The organism is Streptomyces sp. CNB091, assembly GCF_000377965.1.
Genome location: NZ_KB898994.1, coordinates 77,440 through 103,052 on the forward strand (window position 1 = coordinate 77,440; position 25,613 = coordinate 103,052).

General features: G+C 69.5%; 20 protein-coding genes, 1 tRNA gene and 1 other RNA gene. 11 read left to right on the plus strand and 11 right to left on the minus strand.

Annotated features, from left to right (window positions below):
- Nucleotides 1-184 precede the first annotated feature (184 nt).
- The 3 genes from purD to ffs form a co-directional block, all read right to left on the minus strand.
- Entirely contained in the window at nt 185-1,435 is a 1,251-nt protein-coding gene (gene purD, locus D581_RS0110315; RefSeq protein WP_018957155.1) for a phosphoribosylamine--glycine ligase, read from the minus strand.
- 279 nt (nt 1,436-1,714) lie between these two features.
- Nucleotides 1,715-3,967 carry a DNA polymerase III subunit gamma and tau gene (locus D581_RS0110320; RefSeq protein WP_018957156.1) on the minus strand — a complete coding sequence of 751 codons (2,253 nt, stop codon included), beginning with the start codon at nt 3,965-3,967 and terminating at the stop codon, nt 1,715-1,717.
- A 78-nt stretch (nt 3,968-4,045) separates the two neighbouring features.
- Nucleotides 4,046-4,140, minus strand: an RNA gene (gene ffs, locus D581_RS1000000139115) — signal recognition particle sRNA small type.
- A gap of 144 nt (nt 4,141-4,284) precedes the next feature.
- Here ffs and D581_RS0110325 point away from each other — a divergent pair.
- Nucleotides 4,285-4,372: transfer RNA gene (locus tag D581_RS0110325), tRNA-Ser, on the plus strand.
- Nucleotides 4,373-4,435: 63 nt separating this feature from the next.
- On the opposite strand, the gene D581_RS01000000137075 is transcribed toward D581_RS0110325, so the two are convergent.
- The 5 genes from D581_RS01000000137075 to D581_RS0110340 all read right to left on the minus strand — a co-directional run bounded on the left by D581_RS01000000137075 (nt 4,436) and on the right by D581_RS0110340 (nt 8,593).
- Nucleotides 4,436-5,623 carry a hypothetical protein gene (locus D581_RS01000000137075; protein WP_018957157.1) on the minus strand — a complete coding sequence of 396 codons (1,188 nt, stop codon included), beginning with the start codon at nt 5,621-5,623 and terminating at the stop codon, nt 4,436-4,438.
- Complete coding sequence (locus D581_RS0110335; RefSeq protein ID WP_018957158.1) at nt 5,620-5,925, minus strand: helix-turn-helix domain-containing protein; 306 nt, start codon at nt 5,923-5,925, stop codon at nt 5,620-5,622. The genes D581_RS01000000137075 and D581_RS0110335 overlap by 4 nt, the downstream gene beginning before the upstream one ends.
- On the minus strand, nt 5,915-6,649 hold the full coding sequence (locus tag D581_RS1000000141255; RefSeq protein WP_158688592.1) for a hypothetical protein: 735 nt from the start codon (nt 6,647-6,649) through the stop codon (nt 5,915-5,917). Before D581_RS1000000141255 ends, D581_RS0110335 begins: the two co-directional genes overlap by 11 nt.
- Nucleotides 6,650-7,019: 370 nt before the next feature.
- A complete protein-coding gene (locus D581_RS1000000141260) occupies nt 7,020-7,823 on the minus strand; it encodes a hypothetical protein (RefSeq protein WP_158688593.1) in 804 nt (267 codons plus the stop codon).
- Nucleotides 7,824-7,966: 143 nt separating this feature from the next.
- The gene (locus D581_RS0110340) at nt 7,967-8,593 is read right to left on the minus strand and encodes a Crp/Fnr family transcriptional regulator (RefSeq protein ID WP_018957159.1); all 627 of its coding nucleotides are present in this window, start codon (nt 8,591-8,593) and stop codon (nt 7,967-7,969) included.
- Nucleotides 8,594-9,033: 440 nt separating this feature from the next.
- On the opposite strand from D581_RS0110340, the gene D581_RS01000000137080 reads away from it, so the two are divergent.
- A complete protein-coding gene (locus D581_RS01000000137080; protein WP_199787785.1) occupies nt 9,034-9,993 on the plus strand; it encodes a HEPN domain-containing protein in 960 nt (319 codons plus the stop codon).
- 90 nt (nt 9,994-10,083) lie between these two features.
- On the opposite strand, the gene D581_RS1000000139530 is transcribed toward D581_RS01000000137080, so the two are convergent.
- Both D581_RS1000000139530 and D581_RS0110350 read right to left on the minus strand, forming a co-directional pair.
- Nucleotides 10,084-10,779 carry a class I SAM-dependent methyltransferase gene (locus tag D581_RS1000000139530; protein WP_078625746.1) on the minus strand — a complete coding sequence of 232 codons (696 nt, stop codon included), beginning with the start codon at nt 10,777-10,779 and terminating at the stop codon, nt 10,084-10,086.
- 203 nt (nt 10,780-10,982) lie between these two features.
- Complete coding sequence (locus D581_RS0110350) at nt 10,983-11,801, minus strand: hypothetical protein (RefSeq protein ID WP_018957161.1); 819 nt, start codon at nt 11,799-11,801, stop codon at nt 10,983-10,985.
- A gap of 595 nt (nt 11,802-12,396) precedes the next feature.
- Here D581_RS0110350 and D581_RS0110355 point away from each other — a divergent pair.
- The 3 genes from D581_RS0110355 to D581_RS0110365 all read left to right on the plus strand — a co-directional run bounded on the left by D581_RS0110355 (nt 12,397) and on the right by D581_RS0110365 (nt 15,736).
- Complete coding sequence (locus D581_RS0110355) at nt 12,397-13,677, plus strand: hypothetical protein (protein WP_051114576.1); 1,281 nt, start codon at nt 12,397-12,399, stop codon at nt 13,675-13,677.
- Complete coding sequence (locus D581_RS0110360; RefSeq protein ID WP_018957163.1) at nt 13,674-14,987, plus strand: hypothetical protein; 1,314 nt, start codon at nt 13,674-13,676, stop codon at nt 14,985-14,987. Before D581_RS0110355 ends, D581_RS0110360 begins: the two co-directional genes overlap by 4 nt.
- Nucleotides 14,988-15,181: 194 nt before the next feature.
- Complete coding sequence (locus D581_RS0110365; RefSeq protein ID WP_018957164.1) at nt 15,182-15,736, plus strand: hypothetical protein; 555 nt, start codon at nt 15,182-15,184, stop codon at nt 15,734-15,736.
- Between the two features lie 62 nt (nt 15,737-15,798).
- Here D581_RS0110365 and D581_RS0110370 read toward each other — a convergent pair whose 3' ends face one another.
- Nucleotides 15,799-16,905, minus strand: a complete 1,107-nt coding sequence (locus D581_RS0110370) for a hypothetical protein (RefSeq protein WP_018957165.1) — start codon at nt 16,903-16,905, stop codon at nt 15,799-15,801.
- A gap of 237 nt (nt 16,906-17,142) precedes the next feature.
- On the opposite strand from D581_RS0110370, the gene D581_RS0110375 reads away from it, so the two are divergent.
- The 6 genes from D581_RS0110375 to D581_RS0110400 all read left to right on the plus strand — a co-directional run bounded on the left by D581_RS0110375 (nt 17,143) and on the right by D581_RS0110400 (nt 25,574).
- On the plus strand, nt 17,143-18,945 hold the full coding sequence (locus D581_RS0110375) for a lysyl oxidase family protein (protein ID WP_018957166.1): 1,803 nt from the start codon (nt 17,143-17,145) through the stop codon (nt 18,943-18,945).
- 417 nt (nt 18,946-19,362) lie between these two features.
- Entirely contained in the window at nt 19,363-20,073 is a 711-nt protein-coding gene (locus D581_RS0110380) for a Crp/Fnr family transcriptional regulator (protein ID WP_018957167.1), read from the plus strand.
- A gap of 93 nt (nt 20,074-20,166) precedes the next feature.
- Nucleotides 20,167-21,075, plus strand: coding sequence for a hypothetical protein (locus D581_RS0110385; RefSeq protein WP_018957168.1), 909 nt, complete (start codon nt 20,167-20,169; stop codon nt 21,073-21,075).
- Between the two features lie 2 nt (nt 21,076-21,077).
- Nucleotides 21,078-23,984, plus strand: a complete 2,907-nt coding sequence (locus D581_RS0110390; RefSeq protein WP_026290388.1) for a hypothetical protein — start codon at nt 21,078-21,080, stop codon at nt 23,982-23,984.
- The gene (locus D581_RS0110395; RefSeq protein WP_018957169.1) at nt 23,977-25,026 is read left to right on the plus strand and encodes a hypothetical protein; all 1,050 of its coding nucleotides are present in this window, start codon (nt 23,977-23,979) and stop codon (nt 25,024-25,026) included. Before D581_RS0110390 ends, D581_RS0110395 begins: the two co-directional genes overlap by 8 nt.
- Nucleotides 25,023-25,574: a Pycsar system effector family protein gene (locus D581_RS0110400; protein ID WP_018957170.1), complete on the plus strand. Its 552-nt coding sequence runs from the start codon at nt 25,023-25,025 to the stop codon at nt 25,572-25,574. Before D581_RS0110395 ends, D581_RS0110400 begins: the two co-directional genes overlap by 4 nt.
- Nucleotides 25,575-25,613 lie beyond the last annotated feature (39 nt).

Sequence of the window (25,613 nt, forward strand, 5' to 3'; positions counted from 1 at the left end):
ACCCGATGGAATGGCTTTGGGTAAAGCTGCTGACGTGTCCGCGTCCATGGGCAAGCGGCCCGGCCGACCGCTCGCCGCCGCGCCCGGACACGCGGCAGCCCCTCGCGCCTTCCGCGTACGCCGGTGGCGTACGGGGGCGGGCGGAGGGGCTGTGGTGCGCGGGGGAGCCGGTGACCGGGGCGGGTCAGCCCCGGGAGGCCTTCAGGGCGATGTCCGTACGGTGCTGGGAGCCGTCCAGCCGGATCCGGCCGAGCGCGGTGTAGGCACGCTCCCGGGCCGCCGTGAGGTCCTTGCCGGTCGCGGTCACCGAGAGGACCCGCCCGCCCGCGCTGAGCACCGCGCCGCCCTCGGCGCGGGTCCCGGCGTGCAGGACGTACGCGTCGGGGGCGTCCTGCGCCGCGACGTCCGCGAGCCCGTCGATCGGGTCGCCGGTGCGCGGGGTGTCCGGGTAGTTGTGCGAGGCGATGACCACGGTGACCGCGGCGTCGTCGCGCCAGTTCAGCGGGGGCAGGACGTCGAGCGTGCCGTTGGCGGAGGCGAGCAGGACACCGGCCAGCGGGGTCTTCAGCCGGGCCAGCACGACCTGGGTCTCCGGGTCGCCGAAGCGGGCGTTGAACTCGATGACCCGCACGCCGCGCGAGGTGATCGCGAGGCCCGCGTAGAGCAGCCCGGAGAAGGGCGTGCCGCGTCGGCGCAGCTCGTCGACGGTCGGCTGGAGCACGGACCGGAGGACCTCGTCGACCAGCTTGGGGTCCGCCCACGGGAGCGGGGAGTAGGCGCCCATGCCGCCGGTGTTCGGGCCCTCGTCGCCGTCGAGGGCGCGCTTGAAGTCCTGGGCGGGCTGGAGCGGCAGCACGGTGGTGCCGTCGGTGATCGCGAAGAGGCTGACCTCGGGGCCGTCGAGGAACTCCTCGATGACCACGCGGTCGCAGGACAGCGCGTGGGCGCGGGCGGCGGCCGGGTCGTCGGTGACGACGACGCCCTTGCCGGCCGCGAGGCCGTCGTCCTTGACGACGTACGGGGCGCCGAAGGCGTCGAGGGCCTCGTCGATCTCCTCGGGGGTGGTGCAGACGTAGCTGCGGGCGGTGGGAACGCCGGCGCCGGCCATGACGTCCTTGGCGAACGCCTTGGAGCCTTCCAGCCGCGCGGCTTCGCCGGAGGGGCCGAAACAGGGGATGCCGGCCGCGCGCACGGCGTCGGCGACCCCGGCGACGAGCGGCGCCTCCGGGCCGACGACCACCAGCCCGGCGCCCAGCTCGGTCGCGAGGCGCGCGACGGCGTCACCGTCGAGCGCGTCCACCGGGTGCAGTTCGGCCACCTCTGCGATGCCGGCGTTGCCGGGGGCGCAGTACAGAGCGGTGACATCGGGGTCGAGGGACAGAGAGCGGCACAGGGCGTGTTCGCGGGCGCCGCCGCCGATGACGAGGACCTTCACGGGTGCAGCCTAGCCGCCGGGCGCGGGGAGCTCGGACGGCCACCAGTCCGTGGACGGGCGGCCTCCCGTTCTCGCCGTTACCGCGCCGACGGGTCCTGCGCCCTTTCCTGACCGAGCGGGCAATGCGGCCTGCGCGGCAACGCGGCCAGTGCGGCCAGTGCGGCCTGCACGTCACTGTGCGCGGCAGTGCGGCCTGCGCGGCACTTGCGCGGCAGTGCGCCCTCCGTCGTCACCGCTCGCCACCACTCGCCACCACTCGCCACCACTCGTCACTGCTCGTCACTGCTCGTTGGTGAACTCCTCGACGACCGTGGCGCCCAGTTCGCGGACGATCAGCTCGTGGCCGGAGAGGGCGGAGTCGACGAGATCCGGATCGTCGGCCTCCGGGGTGTCGTCCTCGGGGGCGACGTTACGCGGCGGCTCCGCCCCGTAAGAGCTGTGGGAGGACTCGGGAGCGGGCACGGCCTCCCGGCCCTGCGGCGGCGCGGGGGGCGGTGGCTGCTGCTGGGGCGGCGGCGCGTGCTGCCCCTGCGGCGAGGGCGGGGGCTGCTGCGGAGCGGAGTGCTGGGGCCGGGGCTCGTACGCGACCGGGGCGGCGGGGGCTGCCGGGGCGGGCTGGTACTGCGGGGCGGGGCGTCCGGCGCCCGGGCCGGGGCCCGGGGGCGCCCCGCCGCCACCGGAGGTGTCGATGACCGCTTCGATACGCCACTGGGCGTTGAACCGCTCCACGAGGGCCTGCTTGAGGATCTCCTCGCTGCCGCTGCTCGCGAAGTTGTCCCGGGCTCCCGCGTTGAGGAAGCCGATCCGGAGCGTCGTCCCGTCGAACCCGGCGACCTGGGCGTTCTGGCTGAGCAGGATCCAGGTGAAGCGTCGGCGGCTCTTGACCGCCTCCAGGATGTCCGGCCACATGTTCCGCACCTGGGCAGCGCCCTGGGCCATGTCCTGGCCCCCCTCGGGCGCGACCGGAACGGCGGGGGCGGCCGGGGCGACGGCGGGCGGCGGGGAGGCGGCGGGGGCCGGACCGCTGCCGGGGGCGGACGCGGTGGGCCAGCCGCCGGGGCGACGGGCCTGGTCCCCGCCGGCCGCTGCGGGCCAGGAACCGGGCCGCTGGGCGGGCTCGGCGGCCTGCGGGGCGGCCGGGTGGGCCTCGGCGGGAGCCTGCGGGGCGGGCTGGGCGGCGGGCGGCGCGTAGGCGGGAGCGGCGGGCGGCGCCTCGCCCCGTACGGCTGCACGGGCCGCGTCCGGGCCCACGGCCTGGGGAGCGTGTGCCTGCGGGGCGTGGGCGTGGGGGGCGTGGGCGTCCGGGCCCGGTGTGTACCCCATCGGCGCCGCGGCGGCGGGCGGCGCGGCGAACCCGGCGGCAGCGGCGGCCGAGGCCCCGCGCTCCAGCCGGTCGAGGCGGGCCTGTAGCGACCGCTCGTCGTCGTAGGCGGCGGGCAGCAGGACCCGGGCGCAGATCAGCTCCACCTGGAGCCGCGGCGAGGTGGCCCCGCGCATCTCCGTGAGCCCGTCGTTGACCAGATCGGCGGCGCGGCTCAGCTCGGCGGCGCCGAAGACGGAGGCCTGGGCCTGCATGCGCTCGACGACATCGGCGGGCGCGTCGATGAGCCCCTTCTCGCCGGCGTCGGGCACGGCGGCGAGGATCACCAGGTCGCGCAGCCGCTCCAGGAGGTCCGCCACGAACCGACGAGGATCGTTGCCGCCCTCGATGACCCGGTCGACGACCTCGAAAGCGGCGGCCCCGTCGCCGGCGGCGAAGGCGTCGACGACCGAGTCGAGCAGGGAGCCGTCGGTGTACCCGAGGAGCGAGGTTGCCATGGCATACGTCACGCCGTCGTCGCCCGCACCGGCCAGCAGCTGGTCCATGACGGACATCGAGTCACGCACGGACCCGGCCCCGGCGCGCACGACGAGCGGGAGGACGCCGTCCTCGACGGGGCTGTTCTCCCGCCCGCAGACATCGGCGAGATAGCTGCGGAGGGTCCCCGGGGGCACCAGCCGGAACGGATAGTGGTGCGTACGCGACCGGATCGTCCCGATGACCTTCTCGGGCTCGGTCGTCGCGAAGATGAACTTGAGGTGCTCCGGCGGCTCCTCGACCACCTTCAGCAGGGCGTTGAAGCCCGCCGGGGTGACCATGTGCGCCTCGTCGATGATGTAGATCTTGTAACGACTGGAGGCGGGTCCGAAGAACGCCTTCTCGCGCAGATCACGGGCGTCGTCCACACCACCGTGCGAGGCGGCGTCGATCTCGATCACATCGATGGAACCCGGCCCGTTGCGCGCGAGGTCCTGACAGGACTGGCACTCCCCGCACGGGGTCGGCGTAGGCCCCTGCTCGCAGTTCAGACAGCGGGCGAGGATGCGCGCGCTGGTCGTCTTTCCACAGCCGCGCGGCCCGCTGAACAGGTACGCGTGATTGACCCGGTTGTTCCGCAGGGCCTGCTGGAGCGGGTCAGTGACATGCTCCTGACCGATGACCTCGGCGAACGACTCGGGGCGGTAGCGGCGGTACAGCGCAAGGGACGACACACCTACGAGGTTATCGGGGCCGACTGACAACCGGCCCCACGCCGCCCGATCGCCCACCCCACCAGGGCCTCTGGGAACGCAAGGGCCCCCCACGCACCCGCCAGAGCCGACCTACCCTTGCTGCCTTCCGGCCCTGGGGGAGTTCAGTCAGATAGCGCCACGTGAGGGGCTGACGCCCACCTTAGCGGATCCCCACCCCCTCCGGTCCACCCGCCCGCCCCACCGGACGACAGCCGAACCGCCCCCGACACCCTCTCCGGACGATCTTCGGCGAACGTGTTCGCGAGCACCCTCCAACGTCTTGTATTGTTTGCGGCGGAGGATTCGCCTAGTGGCCTAGGGCGCACGCTTGGAAAGCGTGTTGGGGGCAACCCCTCACGAGTTCGAATCTCGTATCCTCCGCCATTGCTCTCACCGGGCAATACGTCGAAGGCCCCCGCTGCTTGCAGCGGGGGCCTTCGACGTTCGTCATGAAGCCGTCAGCTGGGTGGCTGGGGCCGGGGAGGGACCCTGGTCTCCGCCCGGAGTGGTCGAGAGGTCAGCGAGGAGCGCCTTGGCGCGGCTTTCCAACGACTCGATCCTGGGCACGACCGAAGTGACCGTGCGCACCGCGACAGCGACATCTCGGCCAGGAGCACGCAGCAGACGTGAGTAGCCCACGACTGTCTTCATCACCGTTCCGAAATCGGCGACGTGAGTGGCCCCTTCCCTGGTGGACTCCGCCATCTCGATGATCTGCTGGAGGAAACGGGCACGGTCCTCGTCGCGCTCCTCCCGGGCTGAGGACTCGACGACGTCAAACAGCGCGTGCATGCCCGACTCGATGACCAACATGCGCTTGGAGAAGGCTTCGCTGTTCGACCGGAAGTCGGCGGCCGGCTCCGCGACGGCCTTCGAGAACCTTCCAACAAGCGCGAGGCGGGCGCTCGCCGGGGCACGTGCCCCAACGACCTCGTTCATCTCAGGCGTGTACTCCTCTGCCACAGAGGCAATCCTCATGAGCGCCTGTCCCATGCCTTCGATGTCCTGAACGACGGATTCCATCTGTTCCTCAGCTTCCGCCAACCGGTCAACGACGCCAAGGTCGTCGTCGCCGACCTCCGAGCCGTCTTCGCTGTCTTCCACCGCGGCCTCCGGCCGGGAGAGCCGCACCCCGCTGTGCGCGACGCCACGGAATCCCCGAGCGAGGCCCTCGCCGAGGACACGGCTCAGCCGGTCGCGTGCCTCGTGCAGGCTGGACTCGGTTCGTCGGAACCGAATGGTCCTCAACCGGGCGATATCGAAGGGCAGTCTGCCGCTCTCACCAATGAGGATCACCGGCTTGCCCGTCCCGTTGCGGTATCCCAGTTCGTACATCACGTTGGGGTTGCCTGCGCTGACATCGGCGATGACGATGTCGTCCGTCTGCAGGCGGTAGTGGATCTGATCCGTGATCTCGCCCGTGTCCGCGATGGCGTCGGCGCGCAGTGGGAGCATCCCGTGCTCCTGGCAGGCCGCACCGACGACCTCGTCGTAGACACGCAGTGACTCCTCGTACAGCCTCCGCTCCGCGGAACCACGCTCCGCGTGTTTGTCGCCGATGGGACCGATCACGAAACAGCTAGGCACGCCGACGGGCTGCGCATCGTCCGAGACTGCGTCGGTCGACGGGCTCACTGGCCGTCCTCCTGCTCGTCAATGTCGTACTGAGCAAGGGCGGCAGCCTCAGCGCCGGCCTCGATGTCTGCCGCGTACACAGGGAGGCTCTCCACTCCCAGGGCGCGCATAAGTGAGGCTGTGGGAATGCGGTACTGGCGCCCGAGACGCATCACCTGGCAAGGGAAGCGGCCCAGGCGGATCAGCCGGTACGCGGTGGCGGGACATACGGCGAAGGCCCGGGCAGCGGTCCTCAGGTCGACGCTCAACGGAAGTTCGAACGCCTCCGCGAAGGTGAGAGTTCGGGCGAGGTTACTGCTCATTTCGGACTCCTTCCGGGAGAAGGGTCAGGGTGCCAATACGGTGCCCTGAGCTTGACCGGCGGGTGCGGCAGACCACGTGCCCCAGCCCCATGCCTGCGGCCATCGCACCGAGGCGTTCTCCCTCAACCCGCTCCTTGGAGACGGAGAAGCGAATCGAGGCAGCAAGACCATCGGTACGGTCGGGTGGCGTGATATTCACAGCACAGGGGGCCTTGAACGCCTCCCAGGACGGCAGTGCACTGGGTAGAGGCCGTGTGGATGAGTCGTTGGCGGCGCGCAGTGGCAGCGCCTTGTGGGCGTATCGCCACGCGCGACTCGCGGCCGCTCGCATCAGAGCCTCGCCGACACCGGCGACCAGCGGGTCCACCGTGCGAACGTTTTCCAGTAGGCCCAATACCGATTCGGCTTCCAGGTCGAATCGGTCCACGGGCAGTCTGGCGGAGGCGCAGCGTACGACACCGCGGAGCCTAGGTGCAGCGAACCATACGAGCAGGAGGGCCGAGCGGCCACCGAAGTTCGGGGCTGTAGCCGCTTTGCTCACGACATCACCCCAGACCTGCTGGGCCTCGGTCTGGTGGCGCAACGGCCCATGGACCAGTGCCCTGGCTCCCCGCAGTGTGCGGGTCCCGGTAGGGCCACCCGTGCGGGTGCCGTGAGGGTCCACGTGCGTTTCTACGTGGAGGTCGATGTTGTCGAACAGGCTGTTGTACATCAGCACGGTCACGTACTCCACCTCGATCGTTTGGGATCCGGTAGACCGGATGAGCAGCAGAGGGGTGGCACGGGCGCGTCCTCGTCGGGCCGAAGGAGGAGCGCGAGACGGTCGGCTGTCGTCTGCGAACGTTCGCAGAGAACGGTGAGCCCGCCGATAAGTTCTTCCAGCCGTCCAAGCAGCTTGTACAGCCGAAGGGCCTGGGATGTTCGTGGGGCAGTGAACGCGCACGAAGGCGGTTCGGGCGGAACGAAAGACGTGTTGATCGTGATCTGCTGGGCCGTCGCCCCGTAAAGCGCGGTACCCCAGCCCACGTACTGCCCGATCGGAGCGGGTGGGCAGTCGCCTTCCTCAGGAAGGCCGGGAGGGTCCGACGCAGCGCTCACGGGCCGCGGTCCGGGCCCCGTCGGGGCGTCGCGTGATGGTGGAGGTCGCCGATGGTGCAGTCCATGACGGCTACACCCGACTCCACATACTGAGAGCGAATTCCATCCTGCTGGGGAAGCGGCGGAAGACATTCGGCAACTTCGCTCTCCAGTTCCGATACCCGAGCAGGCAGCGCGCAGGAACCGGACAGCAGCTCACCGGACGGTGACGGTACGTAGATCCAGGCGGTCCGGGCAAAGTCCTTCCCTGTGACCTCGGCACGAACCTTGGTGAACCGGGCTGGTGGAAGCGCACAGTATCCGCCGACGACTACCGTGCGGTAGACAGTCTCCGAGACAATCAAGACGAGTGGCGTGGCGTGTTCGTCGGCACGGGCCAACCAGTCTCGTGCGGGCACAGAGTCCAGGAGCCGGTGGGTTTCGCTGCGAGGAGCAGCATTGCCGTCACCTGGCAGTCCCGGAGTTCGGGGCACCGGGCCGATGTGGACACTCATACGCAGCCGGAGGCGTGGGCCCGAGCCGGCGTTATGTTCCTGCAGCGACGTGTTCAGCACGTCCGCGAAAGGGCTGAGGACGAACGGAACATGAGACGGGTCAAACCCAAAGGCGAGACCGTCTCCCGAATGATCCTCGAACTCACGGACCATCTCTTGCAGCCCGGCTCGCTCAAGGCCATGGTGAACGATGTCCGTGAGAGCCCTGCTGAGCCGCGCGTGCTGGAGCGACGGCAGGCGGGTCGAATCCTTCGCGTCCACGGCCATGAGACCGAAATGCGGCGGCAACGGGTGACTTTCGGGCAAGGCGGAGTTCCCCCTCCAAGACGGGTCTGTTGTGGTGCGGGCAGTCCCAGGATCGGTAATCGACGCCACTGCTGTGCGGAAGAATTTCCGCTACGGTCGGGGTCTTCGGTACAGGTAGTACGCCGCCGGAAGCACGCCTCTTCTCACTCCTCGCTGTGGGCGAGTTCCTTCAGCACGGACTCGTCAGTGATGTCGAGAACGGGCCAGCGGACCGACAGCGCGCGGCGTCGTTGCAGATCAGCGAAGGCGCTGTACAACGTCCGGGGGGTGACCCCCAAAGCATTCGCCAGCACCTTCTGCGGAATGCCTACCACCAGGGGCGCGCCGGCGGTGCGGGCCAGATCGAGCAGAAGTCGGCTTAGCCCGCTCACCACGCCGAAGCTCCGCAGGCCCGCCCGTAGATTGGCGGCCCGGTGCTGCTTCTGTGCGTCCAGGATCATGCCGACCCGGATTTCCTTGTGCTCCCTGACTTCTCCGAGGAACCGATCCCTGGCGACGAGCCGGACGACAGTGCGGCAGACTGCCGTCACATTTGCGTTGCACGGCTCGCCGGAGAGAACCGAGGTTTCGCCCAGAAGCTGCCCCCTGCCTCGGAGTTCGAGGAATGTTTCCGAGCCGTATTCGTGAGGGTCGGTTACCAGCACCCAGCCTTCGAGGACACGCATGACATACCCGTTACGGGCGCCCTTCAGGAGCATAGGCTGCCCGGCGTCGTAGGAACGGGTCGGTCCCGGAGCAAAGACTCTCTCCCAGTGGCGGCCCATATCCATCGGTGTCCCTCCGAACGTTCGCGTCCTCCGACGGAGCCAACCCGGTCGGCCCGTCGCCCTGGCGAATAATGAGGTGCTCTCAGCACACCGCAACAGGGCGCGCGGGAGCGAATATCACCTCTCGCGCACACCATGTCGGTTCCAATGCCTCCGCAAGCCCTCAGCTGGGGCGACGCAGAAGAAGCGTAGGGCGGTACCAGATACTTCAGCCGTGGATCCGAGATTCCTCCAGGCCAAAGACGATCACGTTCAGAAGCAAGCAGGCAAATGTAGTCACTACATGCCTGCAACTCATCAATCAAACGATCATTTAAGAGATCTTCCCTCACCCGTTCAGCCGAACCAGAAACCTGCCTCTAGCCTCTGAGAGGGGCACCACCGCAGCCGCGTGCCCTCAACCACTAGGAGCGGCGCAGCATGCGCGGGGAAAGGTGCGGTTCGTGACTGTCGAGATCCGGGAATATCCGCAGGTCTACACCGAGACCATCGAGGTAACACCCGACAAATGTGCCACCTGGATGGAGAACCGAACATGCAACCGAGTGCCGCTTAAGCGCTCAAATATCGACAAATTCAAAACTATTCTACGTGAGGGAAAATTCCGAACCACCCACCAGGGATTCGCACTCGACCGGCATGGCTGTCTCATCGACGGACAGCACAGGGCTGCTGCTCTCATCGAGACCAAGATGACCGTCACTGCGCAGGTCACCTACAACCTCGACCCCGAAGCCTTCGCCGCGATCGACGGCGGCCGGGTGCGCACGGCTGGAGACTTCGTCGCGCAGCTGACCGATATGAAGCAGAGCACGTCCACCGTCTACGGTGCCGCGTTGAAGATTCTCCACAACCGTGCGGCAGGCGCTCACTGGACGCGCTGGACAAACGGCCGTCTGACCGCTGAGCAGCTTCAGAGACTGGTCGAAAAGTGGCCGGTGGAAGAGGAGCTCGTCCTCCGCCTGGTGAGCAAGGGAAAGCAGTGCCACTCCAGCGCAACGGGATTGCTGGTCTCCTACAAGGTCATCACCGAGAGGTGGTCGACCGAAGTCGCTGACCTCTTCTTCCACGGTATCGGTGACGCCAGCCGGGAGTTCGTCGGAAAGGACCCCCGGGCCATGTACACAAACACGATGCTCAACGTGAACCGTGGAGTCGTCAGCCGAGACAGCGTCCAGCAGTCAGCACAGGCCATCAAGGCCTTCAACGCCCTCTTGACAGGCGAGTCCATCGGCACGCTCAAGAAGATGAAGATGGCAGGCGTGAAAACCATCGCGGACCGTCGGACCGGCGAGGAAGTTCAGCAGGAGTATCTGGCCGACCGCTATCCGGATGTTGCTCCGCCCACGATCCAGGTCAGCACCGCCTGGCTCAGGGAAGACGCCAGGTCGCTCTTCGGATAGTCATGGATCTCTACCGGGCCCTGGGGGCGTTAGTCCTTCTCACACCTGTTCATACTCTCCTGCCGCAGCACCCCCTCTCTGAACGGCAAGTCACGCCCTCCGGGCAGTGATCAGCAGAGTGGTCAGTGGCCGAGAGTCTCGCGGATCGGCGAATTCCTGGGCTCGGGAGAGCCGGAAACCGTGGCGGGCCAGGACTGTCGACCACTGCGCCACATCGAACTCCCACCGCACCAGCGGGTGACGGGTTCCGTCCGGAAGGGCGAGGTTACCCGCTCGGGGCCGGAGGTCAGAGCCGCTACGAGTGGCGCTTGCCTGGCGATGAGGGTGCGGAACGGAGAAGACAAGAGGTCGGTGCGGGTTGAGCCGGCGGGCAATGGCGGGAAGAAGCACTGCGGGGTCGATGAGGCCGACAGCGCCGAAAATCGAATAGACGGCGTCGAACCGTCTGCCGCTGTGGCGGAGGAACCACAGGGCTTCACAGGTGAAGTAGGTGGCATCCGGAAGGTGTCCGTAGTGCTCACGTGCCCGCCGAATCTGCAGGTCGACCATGTCGATAGCAGTGACATGGGCCCGCTCACGGCCTGCAAGGAAGGCAGCGCTGTGGCCGGGGCCGCAGCCGAGCTCCAAAACATGGCGTCCACGCACGCTGATGCCGAACGCGTCGGCACCCGGGCCGGTGGCCGGGTGAGTGGTCCACAGCAGACGTCGTGGCACGGTGAGGCGCCCGGATGGCTGGTCGGCGACTTGCGCCGCGTAAGCATGCCAGGGGGACGACTGGGTGATCAATTCACGTCTCCGTCGAGGTAAAAGTGGTGCTTACTCGCGCGAGTCCCCGCGAGGTGTCTGCACCGATCGGACGCCACCGCTGAGAAACCGCCGGCTCAGGACGAACGGCGGGGGCGGACGCACGCGGACGAGAGGTCCTTGCGCGCCGCCCCCGCAACTACAGGAGCGAGCTCAACACCCTGGCTGCGCCAGGCCGAGTCGTGTCATGCGCCTGTGCGATCGCGTCCGAGAACGCGACGCTCCTCGTATGCCGCAGTTGTCGAGCGGTAGGAGTAGACCCGGGCGAGCCAATCGGCCTTGAACGCACTCAGGTCCTCACGAAAGGCCGACATGCTCGCGCCGTAGGGGGCTACTACTCCTCCGGACTGGTCAGGCACCGATTGGCACCCGTGGACCAGGCGGCCGCCGAGCGCGACGTGCGCCTTGATGGACTCGATGCGCCGGTGCTCGTTGAACCAGCCACCGTGGTAGACCTCGTCGAGGAGTTCGCCCATACGTTCATCGAGGCCGAAAACGACAGAGGTCGCGGCGGGGAAGAACCAACACGGACCGACATTGGAAATGTGCCCGTCGACCTCCACCTTGTTGAGGGCCATCAGCGTGGCGGCTTCACGCAGCATCCGCAGGTGATCGCTGGTGATCTCCGCAATGCCCAGGCCATCCAGGTGTTCGTCCCGGAAGAGGTACGCGTAGACCTGGTACGCGGTGGAGATGACCCGAGCCGCATCCGAGGTCGGAGCGGCGTGGCACTTGATGTAGTCGAGCGCCAGCTGCTCGACGGCGCTCGTGGTCGTCTCCTCGGTCGGCAGCAGTTCCCTCTCCACTCGCTCCCAGTCGGCGACGAGCCAGGTGTGGGACTCGAAGCGGAAGAAGTACTTCTGCGGGTCGAGGGTGAGGCGCCGGCCCTCGACCCGAATACCCGGAAGACGGTTCCAGCCGATGTCGAAGCTCACCGGAAGGTCAACGGTGATGATTCCGTCGACATTCTCCTTCAGTGCCGTGCCCTTGCAGCCCATGGCCATTTTTTTCCTCTCGTACAGCTGGTTTCGGGCATGACTGTGCCCGGTTGACGGTTCTCGAATTGGTGGGTCGAAGGAAAACGAGCCCGTAAAACGTTGCGCCGTCCATGCTGTCGCCGCTCAGCCCCGAAAAAGGAGCAGCCAGGACAGCGGAGGCAACGAGCCGGCCGACCCGGCGGGGCTCGGCCGGCCCTTGTGTGGGCCTCTCAGCGACCGAACGCCAGGCAGGTCTGCGAAATCAGCTAAGAGCTTCTCTGGTTCACTTCCTTCGAACTTCTATCCACTTCCTCGGTGGTTCGTTCCCACCTCTGCTGCGGCGGGAAGCGGATTGGGGTGAACCTTAGGCAGGTAGCGCGCCCTTGCGAGCCAAAAAGCCCTGGTTGTGCCAATTTATTTTTCGCCGCCGCTGTCATCGACCATGAGAAAGATCGCCCTCACTCCGATGGGCCAGAGACGGCAGCCCTGCTCGCTCACGCGATCAAGAGAACGACACGTCCGAGGAGAGACCGCACATGCTCAGCACGCCGGTGCAGAGGAAAGACCACGGCCTGCTAGGCCACAAACCGCCCACGACGAGGGGATGCGAAGGTTCCGCCCCGTGAGCGTGGGTGGAGCCGGTATTCCGCGGCTCAACGAGTTGACCTATGTGGAGACAGCTGCGCTCGCCGTGGAAGCGGGCAAGAAGTTCGAGGAGATTCGACTGGCGATCGTCGACCGGGCAGCGCGGCATGCGCAGGAGAACGACAGCATCGGCGCTTTCGAAGGGGGGAAGTGGGAGAAGCTGCGCACGAACAGACAGAAATACGTCAACAACACGGTTGATGTGCTCAAGGAGTTGATGCGCCTCGGCTGGGTGGACCGTCATGTCCTGCCATCGACTCCACGATCCGCCTGGGCACATTCCGACACGACTTTCACGCTGACTCCCGCGGGTCAGGAATGGACCGCGCTCATGAACCGGCACCCTCTCGACGGATTCAACGCGCTGGCTGGGGCGTTGATCGACGCGCATCCTCAGTTCGAGGGGTTTCTGCGTGTGGTGGGAGCACGTCCGGACAGCTCTTCGAGCCACTTCACGATCCCCGTGATGCGGCCCGAGGCGTCAGCCCGACGTGACGATGCCGGATACCTCTCGGACTTCGTCGCGCATACGGTGAAACGGGTACACGAAGACGACCTGGGCTGGTCTGCCCCGCCCGATACCATCGAGCACACCCTCCGGTCCTATGTCGACCGCGCCGTCCGGCGCGCGGAGGCACGACCCGCCAAGCAACAAGGGAAACCACCCGGCTCACCTGCGGGAATGATCCGCAAACGTCTGACCACTCTCTGCGAAGAAGCGGCTGTGCGCCTGGCCTTCACTGCGGCGGGCTGTCCGATGGACTACATCAGCCACGAACTGCTGCGCCGGTGGACCCGGTTCCTGGGGCTCGCGAATTTCAGCTACTACGCGCCAGGCCTGCCCGCTTTGCGGCTGTGGGCCACTGCGGAGGTCACGGGCCGAGGCTCCTCTACTGAGTTTGTACGCAAGGTGGGCACCGGGGAACGCACAGCCGCCATGGAAGCGTTGCCCCGGATCTGGCACGCGGAGGACAGTGGCGCCGCCCAGGAGGTCTACCGCCCTATCTGGCGAATCAGGGCTGCCGCCTGCTGGGAGCGCCGAATCAGCGACAGTGAGTTCGACGCGGCCCTTACCGCGGCCGTCCGCGGCGAGATGCCCCGGCTCAGCTTCCGGATTCATCTGGACGAGGCGTCACACGTCAGAGCGCCGGCCTCCACAAGGCCGCTCATCCTCCCGGTCCGGCCCGGGCGCCCCCGGATCTACCACGTGATGCGGGTCTATGACGTGAACACCCACGAGGAGGCCATCACACCATGAGCGACGCACATCTGCGGCCGGGCACAATCTGGATCAAGACGGCCTGGCATCTGCGGGCCAACCCCTTTCCTTCGACGGGCATCGTACGTATCGGGGGCCGGGAGGCCAAGGACAACGGCCTGCTCTACGCACCCGAGGTTCACACGGAGGAACTGCGCCAGGTTGTCGAGAAGTTCGTCCTGCGTATGTCCTATTCGGGCCTCAAGTTCGGCTACCTGTGGTCGGAAGGGGTTACCGCCGGTGAGTCCGATGCCAGAGGCTTCGGCAAGTCTGTACTTATGCAGCACGTGGCAAGGAAGATCAACAAGGACTTCGGGAAAGAGGTGTACGAGTCCGCGGGCCTGGATACGGAGGACGCGACGGAAGTCCCGATCTGCTGTGTTGTGACAGGTTTCGACACCGCGCAGGTCAGGACACTGGGGGCAGCCCTGTTCGCAGCGGTCGAATATGCGATCAACACGGTCACCGACGGCGCGTCCCTCGCCACCCGGCTACAGGCATCGTTGGCAGAGAAGGCGGGAACCCAGGACGTGAAGGAACTCGCGTCGTTGGTCGCCAAGGGCCATTCGGGCCTGCGAGGACGAACCTTGGGCCGACCCGACGACAAGCTGATCGCCGCGCTGTGCGACAGTAACCCGTCCGTCGCCGTCGACTATCTCTCGCAGATCACTCCCACGACTCGCTCCCGTGCCGGAGCAGTGCACATGGCAACATTTCTTCTGTTCGCTGCCGCGGCCGGCATCGATCACGTGCTGGTCTTCTGCGACCAGCTCGAAGACCTGGCGAGCACGACAACCGCGAAGGCGAAGCGCGACCTTGAGGTGGAGCGCTTCCGCGACGTCATCGTGGAGACGCTTCCCATGGCGGACATGGTGACCATGATCCTGGCCATGCATCCCCGTACCGCGGTCACCATCGGACAGGCCTGGGACCTCGCCGACCTGCCAAGCTTCGCGCTCACGGAATCCAACGACGGGTGCACGGTGCGGCTGCGCCCGCTTCGTGACGCTGGGCAGGCCGCCCAGTTGCTCAAGCCCTACCTGAAGGAAGCGACGAACAACAGGGCCACCCAGCCAGGGGACGAGTTCTTCCCTTTCACTCACGACGCCATCACATGCCTCTTCGGACGCTCGAACCGACGTCCGCGCGACCTGCTCCGCAAGGCCCACGCCATTGTGGAGGCCTCAGCCACAAGGAACCTGCCTCGCATCACAGCAGACGACGTCATGCGGTTCCTCGACGCGACGGCCCCCGCGCCACGCGACAGTTTCGGCCGGACTCCCAGCGTCATCGACTGGAGCCAAGCGTGACGGGTACCCACCACACGAACCCTGCGGGGGCCGCTACGTCTCCGTTGCCCGGCATTGCCGACTGGAACCGCCCTCTTGCTGACACCTGGGCTGGATCGTGCCGCGCATGTAATGCACCACTGAGCCGTTGGGAAGAGAACGGATGCGCATGCCAAGGCCCTTCCGGGCGGCGGCAAGCGGACATCCTGTACGCCGTGGCCTGCACCAGCGCGTACCCGCTGACCGTCGTCAGCGCAGCCCGCCTTGCCGGGCTCGCGTACGGCAAGGACATCCCGGAGAAGTCGGCGACGACGATCATGGCAGGGGACAGCCGGTTCTGCTGGGCTGGAGCGGGCCGGTACTCCCTCTACCGCCACGGCCCGCTGCCCGGCCCCCGTACTCTGGCCGCAGCAAGCCGCCTGACCCTCCACTCATCCAACAGACCTCTGCGCCTGCCGGAGATCGATCACTGGCTCACCGGGCTCGGTTACACATACAGGACACGGTGGCTGGCACACGCCATCGGGAAGTCGCAGTGGATGGTGCTCGGCGGGGACGGATACGTACGCCTTGAATCCGCCGTGCTCGGTGAAGGCCAGCTGAGGCAGGAGATCGCTCCCATGGCGGACGGCGAACACTGGGCTGGGCTGCGGACCTCGGTGACCGTACGGATCGATGCCTGCCTGGCCGAACGGGAAACGTCCCGGAGATCGGCGTCGGTGCCGTCATGGGCATCCGCGGAGCCGGACTGGGGCACTCGGACGATCTGAACGGAACTCCCAGGGAGTACAGGTTGTCCGAGTGCCCCAGCCTAAGTCCGGCCTGAAAGCCCTCAGCTCACGAGCTTCTTCCACAGGGAGAGCTGAGGTGCCTTCTGGATGTACTTGTGCCGCCCCTTCTCCACGTCTTCATACCGACGGATCAGCCTGTCAGCGGCCTCCAGCGTCGCATAGCCCACGCGTGTCTCTACCGCGTCACCCCAACGGAACTCCGAAGCCGGATCATGGAGTTCACAAGGAGGGAGAAAGCGGCAGGCTTCCCAGCAAATGATGGCCGGTGCGTACGTGACCAGCTTGCCGTGTCCGGCGTTACGGCGGCTCAACGGCAGGCTCTCCAGCGCCTCGTTGGCTGCCCTCCACACCTTCACGGCGCGCATGATGCCGATCGGCTCCATGTACGAATGGAACAACGTTCGGTAGGAGTCCGACGCCCAATCACTCCACAGCGCTTGCAACCCCCCCTCGGTGGACGCCTCATGGGCGATCTCCGGCCCCGGACCGGAGAGAGAGGCGAGCGCCCGCGTGACCTCCGCCATGGTGTAGGTCTCCCTCGACAGGCCGGCCACCATGCCGCGGCGGGGGTCGAACTGCTCCTTCTCCCAGTCGGCCTTCATCAGCCGGGCAATGTTCGGGCAGTCCACCAACCTGTCCTGTTCGGTCCGGATCTCGGTGAACCGGTCGGCACCCGCGTACAGACGACGGGCTGCCTCCCGCTCGTCACCCAGCAGGATCTCCAGCCGAACCACCGCGCGGCTGAGCTCTGTGGGGTCCATCGTGGCGCACGCCTCTGCGATCGCCCGAAGCCGCTGCAGGCCGTCGATGCACTCCAGTCCGTCCACCTGGACAACGGTGGCGAACACCCCGTCCGCCCTCACCGGGGTCACGTGATCCGCGCCCAGCACAATCGCGCCGACCCGGCCGAAGTCTGTAGGTCTGGTCTCCAGAAGTCTCAAAAGTGCCGCCGCTCGACTGCTGTCGCGCAAGTAGCCCCGGCTCGCTCGCAGGTGCTGAGGCGCATCAGTGCTGGCGGCGACTGAGGCCAGCTCGATGACCGGGACATCGATCGCCCAGCCACGGGCCATTCTGGCACTGTACAGCGGCTTAAGGCGGATCGACGGGCCGCCGGGAACCATGGATTCGGAATGCAGGACGACTGTCACACCAGCTCAACGCCTGGCGGCTCGCCGCGTGACGGTTCAGTTTCCGCCCGACTCCGCCATGGGGACCCGGGCGGTACTTTTCGGACAACTGTGGGCCGTCCGGGTGAGTGCAGACAACCTGTGGGGGCCACTCCGCTTCTCACAGGACGGACACAGCGTCGCCACAGGGGAGTTGAAGTCGGGGCCGTGCTGCTCGTCCACGTTCCGTCACGCACCCGGAAGCCGGAAGTACGAGGAATGATGAACAGACCCCCGCAGGGCCGCACGAACCGTCTGACCCGCCCCTCGATCGCCGTCGCCGCGGCCGTCGCCGTGACCGCGGGCGTCGTCGCCGCCGCGCCCGGCGCCGAGACGGCGGAGCCGACGCCGAAGCTCAGCCTGATCGCCGCCTCCACCTCGGTGACGCTCGACTCCTGGAAGGAGGACCCGGGCGTCTACCTGGATCTCGGGACGTACCTCACCTCCGAGAACGGCGCCTTCGAGCTCAAGGTGACCCGGAAGTCCTACAAGGACCCGGTCGTCGCCTCGCAGGTCTTCCGGAACGGGAAGAAGACCACGACCAAGGCGCTCCCCGCCGGGCTCGTGAAGGACTTCTCCGGGCTGCCGGACTTCGCGCAGATCAAGCTCACCGACGCGGCGGGCAAGACGGTGCTCAGCCAGACCGAGGCGTTCTGCCCCAACAACGCCTCCGGGCGGGTCCGGCCCGACGCGCCCGCCAACTCCAAGTATCCGCAGAGCTGTCCGGTGAACCCCTTCACCCTCGGCTCGGTGTGGGGCGTCGAGAACGGCTGGGCGTCCAACACCTACGCCGGCTACTACTCCAAGCCGGTCCAGCTGGCCGCCGGTACGTACACCGCCAAGATCAACGTGACCAAGAAGTACCGCGACCTCTTCGGCATCGCCAACCAGACGCGCACCGTCAAGGTCACCGTGCGTGAGCGCAGCTGGGAGGAGCCGCCGCCGGTCCCCGCCGGCAGCCGCAGCGCCGCGTCCGCGCACCAGGGACACGGGGAGAACGCAGGACACGCAGGACACGCAGGGCACGAAGGGCACGGGAAGGCCGCCGCGCCCGCCGCGCCCTCCGCACACGCGCACGGCGCCCCGGCCCGCACCGAGGCCCCCGCCGCCCGGACGACCGGCGCCGGCTCCACGTTCAACGTCGGCCACGGGCCCTACCCGCCGGCCCCGGCCGCCCTGCCCTGGGCGCTGAAGAAGGAGTCGCTCCAGCGGGAGGCCTTCTCCGCGGCCAAGGCCGGCGACCGTGCCGGCCAGACCGACGGGTCGCGCCAGGCGCCGGGAGTCAAGCCCAACGCGAAGCGGCCCACCGGCAAGGCGGTCGTCCCCGACGTGCCCAAGCCCGACCTGCGCTCGCTGCCCGCGTACGGCATCACCGTCAGCGACGGCTACCAGGAGGTGCCCGGCAAGGACTACCTCGCCTTCAGCGCCAACGTGTGGAACGCGGGCCCGGCCAAGCTCGTCGTGGACGGCTTCCGCTCCCCGGGCAAGGAGCTGATGGACGCGTACCAGTACTTCTACGACGCCGCCGGAAAGCAGGTCGGCTACACCCCGACCGGCACCATGGAGTGGGACCCGCGCCCCGGCCACGAGCACTGGCACTTCACGGACTTCGCCAGCTACCGGCTGCTGAAGGCCGACCAGAAGGAGTCGGTGCGCAGCGGCAAGGAGGCGTTCTGCCTGGCCAACACCGACGCCGTCGACTACACGGTGAAGAACGCCAACTGGCACCCGGGCAACACCGACCTGTCCACCGCGTGCGGCCAGGAGAACTCGATCTCCGTCCGCGAGGTGCTCGACGTCGGCTCCGGTGACACCTACACCCAGGACCTGCCCGGCCAGTCCTTCGACATCACGGGCCTGCCGAACGGCACGTACTACATCCAGGTCCTCGCCAACCCGGAGAACCGGCTCAAGGAGACCAACCACAACAACAACAGCGCGCTGCGCAAGGTCGTCCTCGGAGGGAAGAAGGGCGCCCGCACCGTGAAGGTCCCCGCCCATCACCTGGTGAACGCCAACTAGCGCGTTCATGCGGCGCGTTGCGGCGCTCCGTACCGTACGTTCCGCCGGCCCCGGGAGGTGTTCCCGGGGCCGTCGGCATGCCGGGACGAAACCCGAGTTCTCGCCAACTCGCCCGTGCACCCGTAACCCCGGCCTCGCCCCACCGCGGCTCCGCGGCCGCACCCCCGCCGCACCACGACTCGGCCGGTCAGGGACACGACCAGGCGCACCGCCGGCGCCCGGAGCCCACCGACGGCTCCCTCGCGCAACGCGGAGGCGGAGAAGGCGCTTTCACCGGACACCGCAGCCGACCAGGCAACGCATCGGTTACTCATGCGTAGTGCATGTGTGGCGCGATTCGCTCCCCTCAAGGGGTGGTTCTGGAAACATCTACGCCAACGAGATCGGGCCATACATACCGCCGCGGGGGGAGTGGCCATGGGGCTGCTCGGCGATGAGCTGGCGTTCGGGCGGGCTCTGACCGCCCCGGAGTACGAGAGCGTCATGGCCCTGGGACACCGCAAGGAGTACGCGGCCGACACCCCGCTCCTGACCGAGGGCGACCGGACCGGCCATGTGGTCATCGTGCTGCGCGGCTGGGTGACCGTCTCCCAGGTCACCGACCGCGGCACCACCCGGCTCATCCTCGGGTTACGGGGGCCCGGGGAACTCCTGGGGGAGATGGCCGCGTTGGACCAGCACCCCCGCAGCGCCACCGTACGGGCCCTCGGGACCGTCGAGGCGGCCGTCATCGGCGGCGACGCGTTCCGCCGGTTCCTCGCCACCCACCCCCGGGTCAGCGGACTGGTGATCCGGCAGCTGACCTTCCGGCTGCGCAGCGCCGACCAGGAGCGCTCCGCCCTTGCCTCCCTGACCGTCCTCCAGCGCCTGGCGAGCCGGCTCACCGAGCTCTCCCGGACCGCCCCCACCGGCCCCTACACGCCGTCCGCGCCCGGCCCCGGGGCCACCGGCGCCGTCGTCCACCTCGCCCAGGACGAACTCGCCGCCACCGTCGGGGCGACCCGTGAAGCGGTCGCCAAGGCGCTGCGGCTGCTGCGCACCCAGAAGATCGTCCGCACCGGTACGCGCATGGTGGAGATCCTCGACCCCGCGCTGCTCGCTCTGCTCGCGGAGGGACATCGGGAGTAGGACCGCCCGCCGTGTGTAAACGGCTACAGACGGCCTTCGTCCCGGGCCGGAAGCTGTAGGGGACGGCAAGCGCAGAGAGAGCGGGGACTCGCGGTGGAGCACGACGCGTTGGATGCCGGAGAGGCACGTTACGAGCTGGTCATCAGCGTGGACGCCAGACGTTCCGGGCAGTACGGCGACGCGGACAAGCCGCGGATGCGGGAGCGGATCTACCGGGTCCTGGAGACCGCGTTCGACCAGGCCGGGGTGGGCCGGGACGCCGTCCACATGGAGGACCGCGGGGACGGCGTGCTGGTGTCGGTCCCCGGCCGGATCGCCGTGACGCGGCTGCTCGGCCTGTGGATGGTGGAGGTCCACGAGAACCTGCGTGAGGAGAACCGCTCCCTGCTCGTGCCGCTCGGGCTGCGGGTGGCCATGCACGTCGGTCCCGTACGCCATGACAGCCGGGGCATCAGCGGGCGTGCGGTCGATCTGACCTGCCGGCTCGCCGACTCGTCCGTCGCCCGGCAACTGCTCGACCGCGAACAGGCCGATCTGGTTCTCGCCGTCTCCGACTCCCTCTACGTCGACGTGGTCTCCGCCGGGGGCAAGTTCATCGAGCCCGCGCGTTTCTCCCGGGCGCGGCTCGCCCTGAAGGAGGGGGAGGTCTCCGCCTGGTTCCACCTGCCGGGACGGCCCGCGCCGGGCATCGGGCCGAGCGGCCCGGAGGAGCCGGGGCCGACGGCATCCGGCCCGACGGCATCCGGCACGGCCGGCGCTCCGTCTGCCGCTGCTCCGGCCGCGGGGACGGACGCCGCTCCGGCCGCCGCCGCTCCGGCCGCCGCCGCTCCGGAACGCGTACGGGACGACCGGGTCGACGAGGAGGACGAGGACGGGATCGAGGACGGGGACGCGTCCGCCCGGTACAGCGCGCAGGGCGACCTGTCCGTGCATCAGCACAACGTCTACCAGCAGCCCGTGCACATCGGCCGGGTCACCGGCGCCGGCCCCCGGAAGGACTGAGCATGGCCGACGAAGCAGTGGCCGAGCGCCCCGCCGAGCCCGCCGCCCCGAAGGCGAAGGACGCCCGCTCCCCCGAGGCCCCGCCGCGCGGTGGGGCGCGGGGGGACGACCGGGCCGGGGACGACCGGGCCGGGGGCGCCCCGGGCGGCGCGGACGCGCCCGGTTCCCCCGACGCCTCCGGCTCGTCCGAATCCGCCGACGACGAGGCCGCCGAGCGGGAGAAGGAGCGCGAACGCGCCGCGGACCGCTTCAAGGACCGGACCCGCGACCCGCTCGCCGAGGAGCAGGGGGAGGAGGAGCCGACCGACGCCGCCGCCGCCACGCGCGCCCGGCGGTCCGGACAGAAGCTCCTCGCCAGCGGCCGGGACCTCATCGGCTTCGACCGCTCCGACGTCGGCCGGCTCCACATCGGCGACATCAACATCGGGCTCGACGCCCGGCGTTCGGGCCTCATGACGCGCGACGGGCCGGTCCCCGAAGAGGAGTTGCTGCGCATTCGCCGGACCCACATCGAGCCGGAGGGGTACGTACGGCTGCGCCGGGCGCTGGAAGCCCGTCGGGTGCTGGTGCTCGGCGGGGCCCCCGGCACCGGCCGGGCCAGCACCGCGCTGGCGCTCCTGGAGGAGGTCACCCGCGACGGCGGGGGCGGGCAGAACAGCGAGCGGGTGCGCCGCGCCGACCCGGAGCGCGGAGTTCGCGGGCTGGCCGCGCAGGTGGCGGGCGGGGAGGGCGGCCACCTGCGCGGCACCGGGTATCTGCTGGAGGCGTCCCTGGACCGGCCGGGCACCCTGCCGCCCGACGGGATGGACCTGGACCAGCTGGCCTCGGCGCTGGCCGAGCAGGGCTCGTACGCGGTGGTCGTGGTGAGCGTCGGCTCGGCGGCCAACCCGCTGCTGGCCGGGCGGTACGGGGCGATCTGCCCGCCCGCCCCCACCCGTGAACTGGTCGCCGTCCGGCTGCGCCAGCGGCTGGAGGAGGAACACGGCGACCCGGCGCGGGACGGGGGCGGCGCCCGGGACGGGGGCGGCGCCCGGGACGGGGGCGGCGCCCGGAACGGGGGCCTGGGCGAGGACGGGCAGGCCGACCCGGACCGGGACGGCACCCGGGACCGCAGCCCCGACCGGGACGGGGACCCGAACGGGCACGCCGACCCGGACCGGGACGGGGACAGCGGCACAAACGGGCACGCCGACCCGGACCGGGACGGGGACAGCGGCACAAACGGGCACGCCGACCCGGACCGGGACGGCACCCGGGACCGCAGCCCGAGTCCGGACCGGGACCGCAGCCCCGACCGGGACCGGGACCGGGACCGGGATGGCAGCCTGGTTCCGGACCGGGATCGCAGCCCCGGCCCGGACCCGGGCCGCCGCCCCGACGGGGACGGTTCGCTCTCCCTGCTGTTGGAGCGTGCCGCGGAGCTCCGCGAGGACCCCGAGGTCACCGAGGCGGTGGGCCTCGATGACCTGCGGCCCGCCGAGGCCGAGCTGTTCGCCTCGCTGCTGGCCGGGCACCTCCTGGGTTCCGTCGGCCGTGCGGAGCTGCTGTCCGGCTGTCGCGGTCTCGCGGCCGTCCAGGCGTACGAGTGGTTCGCCGGGGTGGACCGGGCCCTGGCCGCCCCGCCGCCCGGCGACGGCCGGACGCCCGTGCGCTCCGGAACCGCCGCCCTGTTCCACCCGGTGGCGTTCCGGATCGCGCTCGCGGTCCTCGGTGGCGCGTCGCACAGCGCGGTGTCCGCCGCCGCCCACCTGCTGACCTGGGAACTGTCCGTACAGAGCGATCCGGACAGCACCCCCGCCCGCCCCCTGTTCTGCGACGATCCGGAATCCGACCTGGCGCTCTCGCGCGCCCGGCCGGCCGACGGGGCCGTCGACGTGGCGGGCGCCGAGGTGACGGGACGGCTGATCTTCTACCGGGGGACCGCGCTGCCCGCCGCCGTGCTGGCCGAGGTCTGGGACCGGCACTTCCCCGTCCGCGCCCCGGTCGTCCGCTGGCTGCGGCTGCTCGCCGACGACCCCCGGCCCCAGGTGTCGATGCGCGCCGCGGTGGCCGCAGGGGAGCTGTCCGTACGGGACTTCGAGCACGGGTACGCGGAGCTGATCCGGCCGCTCGCCGAAGCGCCCACCCCCCGCCGCAGGGTATTCGCCGCCACCGCGCTGGACCAGGCCGCCGGCCACGCCTCGCACCGCCGGGCGGTGCGCAAGGTGGTCGACAACTGGTCGCGGCACGGCACACCGGCCCTGCGCTGGACGGCGGCCATGGCGCTGGGCTACGGCCGGTCCGCCGACTCGATGGACGACACCCTGGACGCACTGGCCGGGATCGGGGTCCGCGACGACGGGGAGCAGCTGGCCGTGGCCTCGCTGAACGTGGTCCGGCTCCTGACGCTCCCGGAGTGCGTCACCGTGCTGCGGCGGCTGGCCGACTGGACCGGGCACCGCGGCGAGGAGTACCAGGACCTCGCGCTGGTGAGCATCGTCCGGCTGGCGCTGACCGATGTGGACGAGGTCCTCGACGACGAGCCCGGCACCCCGCTGGGCGACCGGGGCGACTGGCCGCTGCTGCTCGCGCTGGCCGCGACCCGGCCCGAACTGACCGGGAAGCTGGCCGACCTGTTCTGGACGGCGCTCAACACCGCGCGGTCCCGGGACGTCGCGCTCGACGCCCTGGAGACCCTGCTGCGCTCCGCCTGGCGCAAGAACGGCCGCGAGTGGGCGCGGGAGGGGCTGGCCGCGCTGCTGCCCGCCCTGACCGCCGAGGAGCAGGACCGGCGGCGGCTGGACTGGCTGCTGCGCCGAATGATGAGGGATCAGGACCGTCCGCTCGCCGAGGAACGGGCGCGCGCCCTGTGGCGGCTCGCCGTGCCCGCGCGGCAGCGGCGGTCCGAAGAGGAGGAGAGTCATGGCTGAGGAGAACGGCGTGGCGGGGAACGGGGCGGTGGACCCCTCGCGGCCCACGGGCCCGTTCCTGCGGGAGTACACGCCGACGGGTGCGTTCCGGCAGCGCGGCGCCCGCATCACGTCGGTGCTGTTCTACCGGCGGGGCTACAGCGTGGCCGGTGTCTCCGGCATCGAGCACTACGACAAGCCGCCGCTGGCCAGGCCGCACACCGTCTGCGAGATCGCCACCGGCACCTTCGTCACCACCCTGCGGATGGAGCTGCCCGCGTCCGGCGGCGCGACGTTCTTCAAGGCGGAGGTGGACATCCACTGGACCGTCGAGGACCCCCACCTGGTGGCGGTGCAGGTGGTCACCGACATCGCCCAGCGGCTCACCGCGCCGACCCTGGAGCGGCTGCGGGAGATCTCCGCACAGTTCCCGGTGCACCAGGCGGAGCAGGCCAACAACGCCATCACCCACGCCTGCGTCTCCGGCCGGTGGAACGACCTCGGCACCGACCTCGGGCTGCGGGTGCGTCTGTACGTACGGCTGCGGGTGGACGACCGGACGATCGGCCACGAGGAGAAGGTCCGCAGCCAGCGGAGCGCCGACGAGCTGGCGGGGATGCGGCAGCAGAACTACCTCAGGATGCTGCGCGGCGGTGAGCTGGAGCAGCTCAGCCACATGCTGGCCGCGGACCCCAAGGAGGCCAACAACTTCCTGGAGAAGATCCGCCAGGAGGGCCGGCAGGACGAGAGGGACCGGGTCGACCGGCTCTTCGCCATGATCGCCGACGGCCAGATCCACTCCGACGAGATCGAGACCCGCGTACTCGACGACCTCAGCAGGCAGCATCTCGGCATCCAGGGGCCCCTCGGCACCCGGCCCGCCCGCCGCGCCCCTCGGGAGCTGACGCCCGCCCGCGAGGAGCCGTTCATCCCCGACTGGGTGGCGGACGAGCCTCCCGTGCGGCAGCCCCGCCCGCCCGTCCGGGACGCCGAACCGGAAGCGCCCGCGCCGCGCGACCGCAACCGCGACGACGGCTGGGGCTGGGTGGAGGGCGACGGATGAGCGCCGACGGAACCACACGGACTTCCCCCGCCCCGACCGCGCCGGTGCCGGACGGGGGTCAGCACGGGCCGGACAGGGCGGGGGAACGCATCGCGGAGAGGCTTCTGGTCACCGTCCGGGAGGACCTCGGCAGGGCCGACTCGAAGGCGGCCGTGCTGCTCTCGGGGGCGCTCGCCCTGCCCGCCTTCCTCATCGGGCGGCACGGCTCGCCCGACTGGCGAGGCCCCGGCGACCTCGCGCTGGTGGTCGCGGGCGCGCTGTGGGTGGTCGCGGTGGCCGCCCTGGTCCGCGCGCTCCTGCCGCGTACGGGCACGGTCCGCGACCAGGAGGGGGTGACCTACTTCGGGGACCTGCTGGCCCCGTTCGACTACGACGTGCTGACCGCCCGCGTCAACGAGGCCGGCCGCGACCCGGTCGGCTGGCTGCTCGTCCAGGCCGTGGACGTCAGCGCCATCCTGTCCGCCAAGTACCGGGCGATCCGCTGGGCGGTCGCCACGCTCGCCCCGGCGGCCGCGCTGGCTCTCGCCTGGAGCCTGGCCGGACGCTGACCGCCCCGCCGACACGCCGCACAGACACAGCACGCAGAC